This is a genomic window from Nocardia yamanashiensis NBRC 100130, from assembly GCF_001613325.1.
Classification (GTDB): domain Bacteria; phylum Actinomycetota; class Actinomycetes; order Mycobacteriales; family Mycobacteriaceae; genus Nocardia; species Nocardia yamanashiensis.
Genome location: NZ_BDCD01000042.1, coordinates 12,567 through 25,575, shown reverse-complemented (window position 1 = coordinate 25,575; position 13,009 = coordinate 12,567). Strand labels below are relative to the sequence as shown.

General features: G+C 67.5%; 14 protein-coding genes. 10 read left to right on the top strand and 4 right to left on the bottom strand.

The features are described from left to right. The first annotated feature begins 88 nt into the window (after positions 1–88). Complete coding sequence (locus NY1_RS36960; protein WP_067721874.1) at positions 89–1,681, top strand: PucR family transcriptional regulator; 1,593 nt, start codon at positions 89–91, stop codon at positions 1,679–1,681. Positions 1,682–1,823: 142 nt separating this feature from the next. Then, positions 1,824–2,021: a hypothetical protein gene (locus NY1_RS36955; protein WP_067721869.1), complete on the top strand. Its 198-nt coding sequence runs from the start codon at positions 1,824–1,826 to the stop codon at positions 2,019–2,021. Between the two features lie 12 nt (positions 2,022–2,033). Here the strand turns inward: NY1_RS36955 and NY1_RS36950 are convergent, their stop codons facing one another. Next, entirely contained in the window at positions 2,034–2,492 is a 459-nt protein-coding gene (locus NY1_RS36950) for a cupin domain-containing protein (RefSeq protein ID WP_067721868.1), read from the bottom strand. 73 nt (positions 2,493–2,565) lie between these two features. Between NY1_RS36950 and NY1_RS36945 the strand changes: the two genes are divergently transcribed. From NY1_RS36945 to NY1_RS36925, 5 genes are all read left to right on the top strand, one after another. Beyond that, positions 2,566–3,150: a TetR/AcrR family transcriptional regulator gene (locus NY1_RS36945; RefSeq protein ID WP_218028538.1), complete on the top strand. Its 585-nt coding sequence runs from the start codon at positions 2,566–2,568 to the stop codon at positions 3,148–3,150. A gap of 75 nt (positions 3,151–3,225) precedes the next feature. Beyond that, positions 3,226–5,124: a glycoside hydrolase family 5 protein gene (locus tag NY1_RS36940; protein WP_084536057.1), complete on the top strand. Its 1,899-nt coding sequence runs from the start codon at positions 3,226–3,228 to the stop codon at positions 5,122–5,124. Between the two features lie 190 nt (positions 5,125–5,314). Then, the gene (locus NY1_RS36935; RefSeq protein WP_067721867.1) at positions 5,315–6,832 is read left to right on the top strand and encodes an APC family permease; all 1,518 of its coding nucleotides are present in this window, start codon (positions 5,315–5,317) and stop codon (positions 6,830–6,832) included. Positions 6,833–6,847: 15 nt separating this feature from the next. Further along, the gene (locus tag NY1_RS36930; RefSeq protein ID WP_067721866.1) at positions 6,848–8,236 is read left to right on the top strand and encodes a purine-cytosine permease family protein; all 1,389 of its coding nucleotides are present in this window, start codon (positions 6,848–6,850) and stop codon (positions 8,234–8,236) included. Positions 8,237–8,241: 5 nt separating this feature from the next. After that, on the top strand, positions 8,242–8,691 hold the full coding sequence (locus NY1_RS36925; RefSeq protein WP_174567256.1) for a nucleoside deaminase: 450 nt from the start codon (positions 8,242–8,244) through the stop codon (positions 8,689–8,691). A 94-nt stretch (positions 8,692–8,785) separates the two neighbouring features. Here the strand turns inward: NY1_RS36925 and NY1_RS36920 are convergent, their stop codons facing one another. Beyond that, a complete protein-coding gene (locus tag NY1_RS36920; RefSeq protein WP_067721939.1) occupies positions 8,786–9,265 on the bottom strand; it encodes a nuclear transport factor 2 family protein in 480 nt (159 codons plus the stop codon). A gap of 70 nt (positions 9,266–9,335) precedes the next feature. On the opposite strand from NY1_RS36920, the gene NY1_RS36915 reads away from it, so the two are divergent. From NY1_RS36915 to NY1_RS36905, 3 genes are all read left to right on the top strand, one after another. Continuing rightward, complete coding sequence (locus NY1_RS36915) at positions 9,336–10,088, top strand: sporulation protein (protein WP_067721858.1); 753 nt, start codon at positions 9,336–9,338, stop codon at positions 10,086–10,088. A gap of 80 nt (positions 10,089–10,168) precedes the next feature. Next, a complete protein-coding gene (locus NY1_RS36910) occupies positions 10,169–11,242 on the top strand; it encodes an NAD(P)H-dependent amine dehydrogenase family protein (protein WP_067721856.1) in 1,074 nt (357 codons plus the stop codon). Continuing rightward, a complete protein-coding gene (locus NY1_RS36905) occupies positions 11,239–11,730 on the top strand; it encodes a carboxymuconolactone decarboxylase family protein (RefSeq protein WP_067721854.1) in 492 nt (163 codons plus the stop codon). Before NY1_RS36910 ends, NY1_RS36905 begins: the two co-directional genes overlap by 4 nt. 83 nt (positions 11,731–11,813) lie before the next feature. Here NY1_RS36905 and NY1_RS36900 read toward each other — a convergent pair whose 3' ends face one another. Further along, a complete protein-coding gene (locus tag NY1_RS36900; protein ID WP_067721852.1) occupies positions 11,814–12,188 on the bottom strand; it encodes an ankyrin repeat domain-containing protein in 375 nt (124 codons plus the stop codon). Between the two features lie 27 nt (positions 12,189–12,215). Continuing rightward, complete coding sequence (gene yaaA / locus NY1_RS36895; protein WP_067721851.1) at positions 12,216–12,959, bottom strand: peroxide stress protein YaaA; 744 nt, start codon at positions 12,957–12,959, stop codon at positions 12,216–12,218. Positions 12,960–13,009: the final 50 nt, after the last annotated feature.

Sequence of the window (13,009 nt, the reverse complement as noted above, 5' to 3'; positions counted from 1 at the left end):
GTGGCCCGGCTACTACTCTGCACCTTTCAGTCTCGTTTGCATCCCGACGATCTGTACGCGATTCGCGTTTTCGTATTACGATTCGTCGGTGCTCCTGTCTGTCGCCGAAATTCTGGCGATGCCCGTGGTGCGCGCCGGGCAGCCGGAAGTCGTCGGCGGCGGATCCTTGGATCGGCCGGTGCGGTGGGTGCACGTGAGCGAACTGCCGGACGTCGCGAAACTGCTGGTAGGTAGGGAATTGATTCTCACTACCGGGCAGGCGCTGGCCGCCGGGGACGCGGCCACCGTCGAGTATCTGGAATCGCTGTCCGCCGCCGGGGTTTCGGGGCTGGTGGTCGAATTGGGCACCTATGTGCGGGAATTGCCGCCGGTGGTGGCCGAGACGGCCGATCGGCTCGCGCTGCCCGTGGTCGCGCTGCGGCGGGTGGTGCGATTCGTGGAAGTCACCGAGGCCGTGCATCGCGTGATCGTGGCGGATCAGTACGCCGAGCTCGAATTCGCGCGCACGGTGCACGAGACGTTCACGGCGCTGAGCGTGCGCCGGGCCTCGCTGGCCGAGATCGTCAAGACCGCGGCGGGCATGCTGGACGCGTCGGTGGTGCTGGAGGACCTCACCCACCGGGTGCTGGCCTCGACCGCGCGCCACACCGCCACCTCCACGCTGCTCGAGCACTGGGAGACGACCTCCCGGATGCTCGCCGATCACGATGCGAATGTGGTTCCGGTGGGGCCGCATACGCAACGGTGGGGGCGGCTCATCCTGCGCTCCAGCCGCGTCCCGAACGCGCGCGCCCGCATGGTCCTGGAACGCGCCGCGCAGACTCTGACCCTGCATCGCATGATCGAACGCGACCGCTTCGGCCTGCACCGGCAGGCCCAGACCGGCCTCATCGACGACATGATCACCGGGCGGCTCACCGACGAACGCGATGCCGTCGCGCTCGCCGCCGCCCTCGGGCTGGCCCGCCGCTCCCGCTACATTCCGCTCACCATCGACGTGCGCGCGCCCATCGAAGCCGATCCGGTGGCCCATCAGCGCCGTACCGCCGCCATCCTGGACGCCGCCATGCACGGCGTGCAGCTGGCTCGCGTAACCGCCTTGGCCGCACCCGATCACGGCAATCGGGTCAACCTGGTCCTGGCCGTCTCCCGAACCGGCGAGGTCGACGAAACCCTCACCGTCGTCTGCACCGCCATGCTCGGCGAGATCCGCCGCGTCGCCGGCGTCGAGCACGCCGTCATCGGCGTCGGCGCCGACTCCGATTCCCTCCTGGACGCCGCCCGCGAACTCGCCCAAGCCGCCCACGTCGCGGAAGTCGCACTCGCCCTGGGCACTTCCTACCCCCGCCCCTACTACCGCAGCGGCGACGTCCGCCTGCGCGGCCTGCTCGCCCTCATCCGCGACGAACCCGGCGTGCAGCGCTTCGCTGAAACCGAACTGAGCGCCCTGCTCCGCCACGACATCCGCCAGGCCGCAGACCTCACCCGCACCCTCCGCCACTTCCTCGACCTGGCCGGCAACAAAACCGAACTGGCCAAACGCCTCAATATCAGCCGCCCCACCCTCTACGACCGCCTCTCCCGCATCGAACGCATCCTCGACGTGGACCTCGACGACGGCGAAACCCGCACCTCCCTGCACACTGCCCTGCTCATCCGCGACCTCACCGCCAACCTGTGAGCGCCGCCCGATCTTGACGGATCTCACACGGCTTCCGCCGAAAGTCACTCCCGGCCCGGCGGCTTTGGAAACTACTCTATGTAGTAATCGTGCGACGGCGTGTGATCGGCCCGCCGTCGCACCCGTCGAGAAGAGGCTGGCGATGAATGACTTCGAGCGTGAGGTCCGGCTGTCCGCCGTGCATGTGCACTGGTCCGACCTGGACGATGCGTTCGTCGCGCACTCCGATCAGTATCCCGGCGTGGTGCATCACGACCATTGGTCCTCGCTCGCGGCGGTCAATGGCCTGATCGATCGCATCCGCGAGGGCCTGTTCGCGGTGCAGCCCAAGTCCGCCTGAGCGGCGCGGGCGCTATTCCTGGTAGCGAATGCCGTATTTCGCGGCAATCGGATTGATCTTGGCCGGGTCCAGTGCGCCGGCGGTCAGCACCGCCGGGCCCGCCTCGAAAAGGTCCTCCAGATAGCACTCCCAGCCGCCCGGCGAGGAGATCTGCAGGACCCGGGGCGGCGGGGTGGAGGCGCAGCGCAGGGCGTGCGGAATGCCCTGCGGCAGTAGGACGAACATGCCGGCCGTGGCTCGCTCGACCCGATCGTCGAACTCCACCTCCAAGGTGCCGTCGAGTACGTACACGCATTCGTCGGCCATCTGGTGGGTGTGCCGCGGAATGTCGCGCGCCAGCGTCACTTCCAGCAGGGAGAAGCGGCCGCCGGTGTCGGCGGTGGTGGCTTTGACGGCGAAGGCGGGCGGCAGCGGGACGCGGCCGGGGCGGACTTCGCCGGGGGAGAGGAACAGGAAGCGATCGTGGGTCATCGCTGATATCCTTTCGAAGGAAACGGAACCGGAATCCGACTCCGTTTAGAGTGTAGGACGAAAGGCGATCGCAGTGTCAAGACCGGATTCGGCGCCCCGGCGGGCGCGGGCCGATGCCTCGCGGAATCGGGATCGGATTCTCGAGGCGGCGCGAAACCTGTTCGCGGAGCGGGGAAGTCAGGTGCAGCTGCCCGAGGTGGCGCGCGCGGCCGGGGTCGGCATCGGCACCGTGTACCGGCATTTCCCGGCACAGTCCGATCTCATCGAGGCCGCCGCCGAACAGCGCTTCGCCGAGATCGAAGCCTTCGCGCGCACCGAATGCCTGCGCGCCGCACCGGGTTACGCCATCCGCACCTATCTCACGCATGTCGGCGAACTCCTGGCCGCCGATCGGGGCCTGTCCGCCGCCATCGAATCCAGCCGGCGCACCACCACCAGCGAACCTCGCGGCGACACCCTGACCCGTCTCGCCGACGCGCTCGCCCTGCTCATCGAATCCGACCGTGCCGCAGGCGCACTCCGCCCCGACCTCACCCCCGCCGACATCTACCTCCTGGTCGGTGCGCTCTCCGCTGCGATCCGCACCGGCTCCGGTGACTGGCGGCGTCTGCTCGAGCTGACGCTCACCGGCATTCAAACCCCTGCCGGTCGCGAGTAGTGCGCCTGAGGCGAATTACCGGTTATCTGAAATTAACATGTTTCAGATAGTGATTCGGCCTTAAACTCCCGCGGCATGGACATGCATCCCCGGCGGCTCCGGCACTTAGCCCGTGGCACAACGGTTCTCGCCATTGCCGCGGCCCTCGCCGCCGGTCTGCTCACCGTGCCCGCCGTCCACTTCGCTCCCGAAGCCCGAGCCGATCCGGCCGGCCTCCACGGACCGCTGAGCACCCGCGGCCGCTACATCGTCGATGCCGCCGGCAATCGGGTGAAACTGAAATCCGGTAACTGGCACGGCTCCAGCGGCACCTGGAACGGCAGCGGCGACGACGAGGACCCGGCGAACAATTTCGCCCAGGAGACCGGTCATCGCGCCCCGCTGGGTCTGGACCGGGTGCCGATGACGAAACTCGTCGCCGACTTCAAAGCCCTGGGCCTCAACAGTATTCGGCTGCCCTTCTCGAACGAGATGATCACCGACAGCCGCCCGGTCCGGGGTCTCACCGCCAACCCGGCGTTGAACGGCCTGAAACCCCTGGAGGTCTACGACCGGGCCGTGAAAGCGCTCACCGACGCCGGTCTCGGCGTCATCCTCAACAACCACACCACCTCCACCCGCTGGTGCTGCGCGGTGGACGGCAACGAACGCTGGAACTCCGGTCAGGACACCGCGAAATGGGTGTCGGACTGGGCGTTCATGGCGGCCCGCTACCGGGACGACCCGGGCGTCGTCGGCGCGGACCTGCGCAACGAGGTGCGCCGCGACACCTGGAACGACCCGAACTGGGGCCGGGGCGACGAACACGACTGGGAGGCCGCCGCGCAGCAGGCCGGGGATCGAATCCTGAAGGACGCCAACCCGAATCTGCTCATCATGATCGAGGGCATCAACTGGCAGGGCATCCCGACCGACCTGACCTCGCACGGCCGCCCGATCCTGAAGCCCGCGCGCACCCTGACGCCGACGCTGGTGCGTTCGCACAAGGTCGTCTACGCCGCGCACTTCTACGGCTACATCGGCCCGAACCACACCGGCGCGGACGGGCTCGGCGAAACCCACGATCCGCGCTTCCGCGATCTGTCACGCCCGGACCTGTTCAAGGCCATGGACGAACTCGCCGGTTTCGTCGCCACCACCCCGGACCGCCACTTCACCGCGCCGGTCTGGGTGAGCGAGTTCGGCATCGGCAAGGACGCCGGCGACAAGGACCGCGCCTGGTTCCCGAACATGATCGACTATCTGATCGAACGCGATCTGGACTTCGCCTACTGGCCCGGCGTCGGATTCCAGCACGGGGACCAGGGCAATCAGTGGGCGCTGCTGCGCTACGACACGGACGGCAGCCTCCGCAGCATCGCCGACGCCGATGACTGGCGCGGCCCGCACTTCCAGCGGCTGCTGGCGGCGAACGGCCGAACCGGACAGGTGGATCCGGTGCGCACCTGGTCGGCGCTGGACGGTAAGCACGGCACGCACAATGCCTCACTGCGCGGCGCGGGCGATTGGGATGCCGGGGCGAACAAGGTGGTCTGCCCCGATGATCAACGGCTGATCGGCATCAGCTCCCGCGATCTCCGCGGCCTGTGCACCGATGCGGGCATCGCGGACCTCTGGCAGTCCGGAACCACCGCGGTCAAGGTCGACAAGGAGCAGGTCACCACCGACTGGGCGGGCGGCTTCACCAAATATCAGTGCGCCGCAGGCCAGTTCATGATCGGTTACAGCCTGCGCGGCGAGGCCATGTCCGCGATCCTCTGCGCCACCGGTCGCGTGCCGCTGGCCGGAGCCGGTCGCACCCTCTGGGATGACAAGGGCGACAACCGTCCGGCCTCCGGCGAGGGCGGCGACTACGCCGAGGGCTTCTACAAGGCCCAGTGCGAGGCCGATGAATACGCCGCGGGCATCGCCTTCTCACGGGTTTGGTACCGCGGCGGCCATCCGGACGCGCTGTACTGCCGCAAGCTCGGCTGAGCGGCCGTGCGGGGCGGACGAACTGTAAAGCCGGGCACCGGATTTTCCGAGAAGTGTAAGAATAGTGACCTGAGTCACAATTCTGGTTCCTGCTGGTAACTCCGTTTCATATCCAGGCAACAAACCGCCCCGCACAATCCCTCACAGGTCATGCGACCAAGTGTCATGCGACCTAGATGAGGAGTGACTTATGGAACCGGGTACGTCGACCGTACTTTCGGGGGGATCCGAGCCGTCCGGCAGCGATGTCTCGCGGCTCAAACCCAATGTCGTCGGCTTGCTCGGCGTGGTGTTCATGGCCGTCGCGACGGCAGCGCCCATTACGGCCATGACCGGCAACGTGCCGTTCATGATGTCGTCGGGCAGTGGAATCGGCACGCCCGCAGCCTTTCTGATCGCCATGGTGGTGCTGGCCATCTTCTCGGTGGGCTTCACCACCATGTCCAAGCACATCACCGCGACCGGCGCCTTCTACGGCTTCATCTCGTTCGGGCTCGGGCGCACCGCGGGCCTGGCGGCCGGACTGCTGGCGACCTTCGCCTACATGGTGTTCGAGCCGTCGCTGATCGGCATCTTCTCCTATTTCGCGCACACCACGGTGCTCGATCAGCTCGGCACCGACGTGCCCTGGTGGGTGTTCGCGATCCTCATGCTCGCGATCAACGCGCTCGGCACCTGGTTCGGCATCGCGGTCGCCGAGCGGCTGCTGATCGGCCTGCTGGTGACCGAGGTGACGGTGCTGGCCATCATGGCGGTGTCGGTGCTCTTCCATGGCGGCGGCCCGGACGGCATCACCCTGGAACCGGTCAATCCGGTCAATGCCTTCAGTGGTGCGGCGTCCGCGGGCCTGGGTCTGTTCTTCGCCTTCTGGTCCTGGGTCGGCTTCGAATCGACCGCCATGTACGGCGAGGAGTCCAAGGACCCGAAGCGGATCATCCCGCGCGCCACCATGATCGCGGTGCTCGGCGTGGGCGTGTTCTACGTCTTCGTCTCCTGGATGGCCATTTCCGGCAGCGGTAAGGACAAGGCCCTCGAATACGCGGGCTCGGCCAATCCGATGGACGTCTTCTTCGCGCCCACCGAGTCCTATGTCGGGCACTGGGCCGTCACCACCATGCAGTGGCTGATGATCAGCGGATCGCTGGCCTGCGGCATGGCCTTCCACAACTGCGCCGCGCGCTACCTGTACGCGCTCGGCCGGGAAGGCGTCATCCCCGGCCTCAAGAACACCGTCGGCCGCACCCATCCCAAGCACGGCTCGCCGCACATCGCGGGTTTGGCGCAGACCGGCGTCGCCGCGGTGCTGGTGCTCGCGTTCGCACTGGCCGGCAAGGATCCGTACACCGGCCTCTACACCCTGCTCGCCGTGCTCGGCACCATGGCCATCCTGGTCGTGCAGGCCGTCACCTCGTTCGCGGTCATGAACTACTTCCGCCACAACCATCCCGAATCCCGGCACTGGTTCAAGACCTTCCTGGCTCCGCTCATCGGCGGCGTCGCCATGCTCGGGGTGGTGCTGCTGCTGGTCACCAACATGGACACCGCCGCCGGAACCGAGGCCGGATCGCTGATCCTGAAGGCGACCCCGTGGCTGGTGGCCGCCGTCGCCGCGGCGGGCCTGGGCTACGCCACCTATCTGAAGAAGACCGATCCGGACCGTTACGCCCTGCTGGGCCGCACGGTGCTGGAAGAGACCCACGAGCGCTGAGAGGGCTGAGAAGCATTGACGGACAGCGAGACCCGGACCACCTACCGTGATCGAGTGATCGCCGTCGAACCCGGCGGCGACGACTACATCCCCGAGGACGCCCGGCACGGCACGCCACGCACCCTGTTCTGGACGTGGATGTCACCGAACCTGGAGTTCGCGACCATCTTCGTCGGCGTGCTCGCCGTCAGCGTCTACGGGATGAACTTCTGGCAGGCGAGCCTGGGTCTCGCACTCGGCATCGGCGTCGGCGCGGCGGCGCACTATCTGCTGTCCGCGCGCGGCCCGCTGCACGGCGTCCCGCAAATGGTGCTGGGGCGCTTGGGCTTCGGCTACCGCGGCAATGTACTGCCCGCCGGCTTCATGTCGATCATGTGCGGGGTCGGCTGGTTCGCCACCAACAGCGTGAGCGGCGCGTTCGCCTTGAACTCGCTGACCGGGCTGCCCAAGGTCCCGGCGCTGCTGGTGATCGTGGTGGCGCAGACGGCCTTCGCCTTCTTCGGCCACAATCTGGTGCAGGCGTTCGAGCGGATCGCCTTCCCGCTCTTGGCGATCGTGTTCGCCATCGTCACGGTGGTGATCTTCAGCAAGGCCGATCCGGGCGCACCCGCACCGGCCGGCGGCATCGGCGGAATGGGCGGGTTCCTGCTCACCGTCGGCACCGCCTTCGGGTACGCCGCGGGCTGGAATCCCTACGCGGCGGACTACTCCCGCTATCTGCCGTCCTCGGTATCCAAGACCGCCACCGGGCTGTACGCCTCGGCCGGGCTGTTCCTGTCCTGCCTGTGGCTGACCGTGCTCGGCGCGGCCTCGGCGACCGTGGCGAGCACGGTGCAGGGCAGTCCGACCGATGTGTTCACCGCCAACCTTCCCGATCTGCTGGCGAAGCTGACGCTGCTGGCCATCGCGGTCGGTGCGGTGGCGGCCAATGCGCTCAATGTCTATTCCGGCGCAATGGCTTTCGTGACCATGGGCTTCAAGCTGCCGGTGCGCACCCAGCGCGCGCTGGTCTCGATCGCCTTCGGCGTGATCGGTTTCCTGGTCGCCTGGTGGGCGCTCGCCGACGCGGCCGCCAGCTACGAGGCGTTCCTGCTCATCGTCGCGTACTGGATCGGCCCGTGGCTGGGCGTGGTCTTCGCCGACGAGTACCTGCGGCGCGGGCAGCGCGTGGACCATCTGCTCTACGACAAGACGTATTCCAACTGGAGCGGCGTACTCGCCTTCGCGCTGGGGCTGATCGTGTCGGTTCTGTTGTTCTCCAACCAGGCCAAGTTCGTCGGCTATGCCGCGAAACAGGTCCCCGAACTCGGCGACATCACCTTCTTCGCCGGCTTCCTGATCTCCGGCGCGGCCTACCTGCTGCTCGCCCGGGCCCGGATCACCCGGGAGGCGGTGCCAGCATGATCACCATGATCACTGCCGAGGAAATGTTGACCACCGCCTACGCCGAAGCTCAGCTCGGTCTCGCCGAGGGCGGAATCCCCATCGGCGCGGCCCTGTTCGACAGCGCCGGCAACCTGCTCGGCCGCGGCCACAATCGCCGCGTCCAAGCCGGCGACCCCAGCCTGCACGCCGAAACCGACGCCTTCCGCAATGCCGGCCGCCGCCGCGACTATCGCGACACCATCATGGTCACCACCCTGTCCCCGTGCTGGTACTGCAGCGGCCTGGTCCGCCAGTTCGGCATCGGCGCGGTGGTGGTGGGAGAGGCGCGCACCTTCAGCGGCGGCCACGAATGGCTTGCGGAACACGGTGTTTCGATCACCCTGCTCGACGATCAGGAATGCGTCGACATGATGACGAAGTTCATCGCCGAACGCCCCGAGTTGTGGAACGAGGACATCGGCGTGGCGGAGTAGCCCCCCACTGGCACTCACCTGGACCATCCGGCGGGTTCCCGCGGCCGTCGCAATGCCGGCGGCTGCGGGGACGAATGCCGCGCGGCGGTGCGGGTCAGTGCGGGGCGGGTTCGGCCCAGCGGTTGGCGGTGAGGGTGAAGCCGGGGAGGGCGTCGGTGCCCATGACGGCTTCGAAGATGCGCTGGTAGCCGGTGGTGGCGATGCGCCAGACGCCGTTCTCGCGGCGGTAGGTGTCGTTGTAGTAGGCCGCGCCGCGGATGACCCGGTTGTAGTCGGGGATCATGACGGTGTCCTCGAGCAGCCAGCTGCCGGTCGCGGTGTCGCCGTCCACCTGGATCTCGGGGTGGGTGGCCACGTGCACGGTGATGATATTGCCGCTCAGGGCGTTTCGCATGTACTCGGCGACCGCCTCGCGACCGTGGAACTCGGGCGGCAGGTCACCGGAGGGCGAGCCGTAGGAGGCGACGACATCGGTGGTCAGCGTGTCCGCGAACTCCTCCCACCGCTTCAGGTCGAGGGTGCGCAGGTAGCGGTGCTTGAGTGCGCGGATCAGTTCTGATGCAACGACGTCCATACCGATGAATTGGACCACAGCGGCGAATAATCCGGAATCACATCGTCCGATCAGCGGCCAGACTGGGGGGATGTTCAGAAAATTGCTGGCAGCCGTCGGGGTGGGCGGGGCCGAGGTCGACACCGAACTCCACACGCCGGGCGTGCAGCCCGGCGGCACGGTGCACGGTGTGATCCGGTTGCGGGGCGGCGATGTGCCGCAGGACATCTCCCGCGTGGCCTTGGAATTCGTCACCCGGGTCGAGTTCGAGCACACCGAGGACGAGTACCAGCGCGACCGCGGTTTCTATCTCACCGATATCCACGGGCCCTTCCAGCTGCCCGCGCACGCGCACTTCGACATTCCGTTCGCCCTGTACACGCCACTGGAAGCGCCGATCACTTTCTTCAATGGCCGCCAGCTGCCGGGGATGCACGTCGCGATCCGCACGGTGGTGGAGATCGCCGGCGCGGTCGACGCCGGGGACAGCGATCCGGTCGGCATCGGCGCGCTGCCCGCCCAGCACGTGATCCTGGCGGCCATGGAGCAACTCGGCTTCCCGCTGCACGCCGCCGACTGCGAATGGGGCAAACTGCGCGGCATCGAGCACGAGCTGCCGTTCTATCAGGAGATCGAGTTCGGCCGTTCGCGCAACTATCCGCAATTCGATTCCGTCGAGATCACTTTCGTGGCCCACCCACAGGGCGTGGAAGTGCTGCTCGAGATCGACAAGAAGCGGGGCGGCGAGGGGTATCAGGTGCTGAGCGTGGGCCATCACGAGGTGGATCACGTCGACTGGACCGACGTGCTGCACCGGACCCTGATCGGCTTCGTTTCGCACTGATCCGGCGGCCGCTGGAATGGTGTCCGGGCGAGTATCCGAATCTCGCCCGGAACCTACCAAGCACTTGCTACCCTCCCGCCATGATTTCCACCGTGGTATGGGGGACCGGCAACGTCGGCCGGGCCGCCATCCGTGCCGTCACGGCACATCCCGGCCTCGAACTCAGCGCCGTGCTGGTCAGCAATCCCGCCAAGGTCGGCCGCGACGCCGGCGAACTGGCCGGGCTGGACACCGTGCTGGGCGTGGCGGCCACCGACGATATCGCCGCCGTCCTCGCCGCCGGGCCGCGCGCCGTGGTGTACGCGGCCTCCGGCGATATCCGTCCCGACGACGCGCTCGCCGATATCGTGCGCGCGGTCGGCGCGGGCGCGGTGGTGGTGACCCCGGCGCTCTACCCGCTCTACGACCAGCGCAACGCCCCCGCCGAAATGCGCGAGCCGGTGCTGAAAGCCATTGCGGAGGGCGGTGGTTCGCTGTTCGTCTCCGGCATCGACCCGGGCTGGGGCAATGACGTGCTGCCGCTGCTGATGACCGGACTGGGCAGCACCGTGGACGTGGTGCGGTGCCAGGAGATCTTCGACTACACCACCTACGATCAGCCCGATTCGGTGCGCTGGCTGGTCGGTATGGGCCAGCCGATGGACTACGAGCCGCCCATGCTCGCGCCCGGTATCCCGACCATGGTGTGGGGCGGGCAGATTCGGCTCATCGCGCGCGGTCTCGGCGTCGAGGTGGAGGAGATCCGCGAGGTGGTGGAACGCCGTCCGCTGGAAACCACCGTCGAGACCGAGCTGATGGGCAAGTTCGAAGCCGGCGGCCAGGGCGCCATCCGCTTCGAGGTGCAGGGCATCGTGGACGGCCGGGCCCGCATCGTCATCGAGCACGTCACCCGCATTCACGCCTCCTGCGCCACCGATTGGCCGCTGCCGCATTCCGGCGCGGGCGCGCACCGCGTGATCATCGAGGGCAGCCCGCGCATCGAGGTCACCATCCAGGCCACCGCGGAGGGCGGCAATCACTCCGCGGGCGGAAACGCCACCGCCGTAGGCAGATTGGCCGGGGCCATCCCCTGGCTGACCACTGCCGAACCAGGGCTCTACGACGCCCTGGACGTCCCACTGCCCTTCGGCACACTCGACAGGAGCCACCCATGATCATCGACATTCCCGAGGGCAAGGACCCGATCGGTTACGTCTGGGGCGAAATGGTCCCCGGCATCGGCGTGGCCGCCGCGGGCTTCTCCCTCGCCGTCTACGAGCACACCACCCTCGGCCTGCGCGAATTCGAAGCCGCCCGCCTGCGCATCGCCCAGATCAACGGCTGCCTCTTCTGCCTCGACTGGCGCACCGACCGCAACGGCGAAAAAGTCGAGGAATCCTTCGAAGAAGACGTAACCAACTGGCGCACAACCGAAAACTTCGACGACCGCACCCGCCTGGCCGCCGAATACGCCGAACTTTACGCCACCGACCACCACTCCCTCGACGACACCTTCTTCGAGCGCATGCTGAAGCACTACACCCAAACCGAAGTCGTCGAACTCTCCATGTGCCTCGGCTCCTGGCTGGCCTTCGGCCGCCTCAACCACGTCCTCGGCCTGGACGCCGTCTGCGTCCTGCCGAGCCACGCGGCCGGCAAGTGACCGGGGCCTGATTTCACGTTGTCGGTGACACGCGGCGGATCGATGAAAAGCCGCGTGTCACAGGCGATCCGGCCGGATCGTGGCTAGCCGAAGAGCTTCAGGTATTTGGTTTGGCCGAACATTTCGGCGGCGTCGCGGGCGGAGGGGGCGCCGGCGTTCGGGTCGGCGCCGGCGGCGAGGAGGGCGTTGACGATTTCGTCTTCGCCCTTGAAGACCGCGCCCGAGAGTGGGGTTTGGCCCTTGTCGTTGCCGAAGTTGGGGTCGGCTTTGTGTTCGAGGAGCACGTTCACCGCTGCGGGGTGGGCGTAGTACGCCGCCAGCATGAGGAGGGTGTCGCCGTTCTCGTTGGTCAGGTTCACCGGTACGCCGGCGTCGAGGTATTGGGCCAGGGTGACCGCGTCACCGCTGCGAGCCAGGTCGAAGATCTTGCTCGCCAGCTCGACCAGTTCAGGATCCATGGGTTCCACGCTTCACTTCTACCAGGCTCAGGTGAGGATGAGGAGCTCGGTGGGGGAAGCGATCTCGGTTCGGAGACCGGATTTTTCGGCGATCTTGGCCAGGCCCTTGATATCGGCGGGTTCGCTGCGGGACAGCACCAGGGCGCGGGCCAGCAGGCCCTTGTGGTGTTTGTTGAAGTGGCTCACCACGGTTCGCGAACCGTCGGGGCGTTCGGTGAGCACGGTCGCGGTCACCGCGCCGGGGATGCGGCCCAGGTTCTGGTAGGTGCCCGAGCGCAGGTCCACGGTCAGCTCGTCGCCGGTCTCGGCGCGCAGCGCCTCGGGCAGCACTTCCTTCCAGACCGCCTGCAAGGTGGGCAGACCGGGCAGCTTCGAGCCGCCGGACAGGCGATACGCCGGGATCGGATCGCCCGCGCGCACCACGCCGAACAGCGCCGAGCCGATGCCCAGCCGCGCTTCGGCCTTGGCGCGCTGCGCCTTCGTGAACGAGGCGGCGTCGAGGGCGTCGTAGAGCACCCCGGTATAGCGATCCAGCGCCGGGCGCGTCGGAGAGGAACGCAGCGCGGCATTGCGCGCGATCTCCGCGTCAGCCCCCTTGCCCAGACCCAGCGCGGTGCGCGAGGCGTCGGGATCGGCGGCGAGTTTCGTCAATTGCGTGACGAGTCTCTCGCGCACCGCCGTGAGCTGCGGCATCGACAGCGAATCCAGATCCAGCGGACCGCCCGAGCCACCGTCGGACTTGGTTTCGGAAGGAGGCAGCAGCACCAGCACGAGGCGAAACAGTAATGCCTTTCGGATATGCCGCGAACAGCGGCTACGCT

What these genes read in the sequence shown, in the direction of transcription:
- NY1_RS36935 (WP_067721867.1), top strand. Translation starts at nt 5,315, where the DNA reads ATGGAACCGGGTACGTCGACCGTACTTTCGGGGGGATCCGAGCCGTCC.
- NY1_RS36910 (WP_067721856.1), top strand. Translation starts at nt 10,169, where the DNA reads ATGATTTCCACCGTGGTATGGGGGACCGGCAACGTCGGCCGGGCCGCC.
- NY1_RS36905 (WP_067721854.1), top strand. Translation starts at nt 11,239, where the DNA reads ATGATCATCGACATTCCCGAGGGCAAGGACCCGATCGGTTACGTCTGG.
- NY1_RS36925 (WP_174567256.1), top strand. Translation starts at nt 8,242, where the DNA reads ATGATCACTGCCGAGGAAATGTTGACCACCGCCTACGCCGAAGCTCAG.
- NY1_RS36915 (WP_067721858.1), top strand. Translation starts at nt 9,336, where the DNA reads ATGTTCAGAAAATTGCTGGCAGCCGTCGGGGTGGGCGGGGCCGAGGTC.
- NY1_RS36955 (WP_067721869.1), top strand. Translation starts at nt 1,824, where the DNA reads ATGAATGACTTCGAGCGTGAGGTCCGGCTGTCCGCCGTGCATGTGCAC.
- NY1_RS36940 (WP_084536057.1), top strand. Translation starts at nt 3,226, where the DNA reads ATGGACATGCATCCCCGGCGGCTCCGGCACTTAGCCCGTGGCACAACG.
- NY1_RS36950 (WP_067721868.1), bottom strand. Translation starts at nt 2,492, where the DNA reads ATGACCCACGATCGCTTCCTGTTCCTCTCCCCCGGCGAAGTCCGCCCC.
- NY1_RS36900 (WP_067721852.1), bottom strand. Translation starts at nt 12,188, where the DNA reads ATGGATCCTGAACTGGTCGAGCTGGCGAGCAAGATCTTCGACCTGGCT.
- NY1_RS36920 (WP_067721939.1), bottom strand. Translation starts at nt 9,265, where the DNA reads ATGGACGTCGTTGCATCAGAACTGATCCGCGCACTCAAGCACCGCTAC.